At 44.3% G+C, this 607-nt stretch carries 1 pseudogene; it reads right to left on the reverse strand.

The window, feature by feature from the left end:
• Positions 1 to 607: pseudogene (locus tag FLACHUCJ7_RS04770) on the reverse strand (RHS repeat domain-containing protein); the annotation flags it as partial.

Genomic DNA, 607 nt, shown 5'->3' on the forward strand with positions numbered 1-607 from the left:
GTTGGTCGAATTGGCAGAACCGTAACTATAAACCAGATTGTCAATTGCTGTCGCTGCAGCATCAGATGTTCCGTTACGCTGCAAACTCATAATGTTTCCGTTCTTGTCGTAGCTCAGCAATTCATTATAAGTATTGTTTACCGCACTGTTTTTTTGCGAAACAGCATTTGTAAGCCTGTTAAGGTTGTCGTATTGATACCCATACCCACGTGTTGCAGCTCCCAGGTCAGAGTTGGTTTTCCATGCCGTCTCGGCAATGTTCCCATTGTAGAGTGCCGATACCCCTGAAATGTTGGTAGGGGTGGTATTGTAGCTCAGCCTGAAAGCAAACAGATCTTTAGGGTCTGTTCCCTGCTGCAGGTTGGCCATATTGTTGATTCCCGTCAGCCAGCCACGGATGTTATAGGTATAATCTATTTTCTGGGTTGGAACAGCCTGGGTATTCCCTGTTTTTTTAGAAATCAGCTGTCCTAATTGGTCGTAGGTATTGCTGGCAATTAGTTCAATCGGACCTGTATAGGTTCCTTTTATGATCTGATGGGTCTGTGTAAGGAGACGATCCTGTGCAGAATACGTAAAAACATCTTTTGTGGTAAGCTCAACATCT

It is taken from the genome of Flavobacterium salmonis (assembly GCF_903819435.1).
GTDB lineage: Bacteria > Bacteroidota > Bacteroidia > Flavobacteriales > Flavobacteriaceae > Flavobacterium > Flavobacterium chungangense.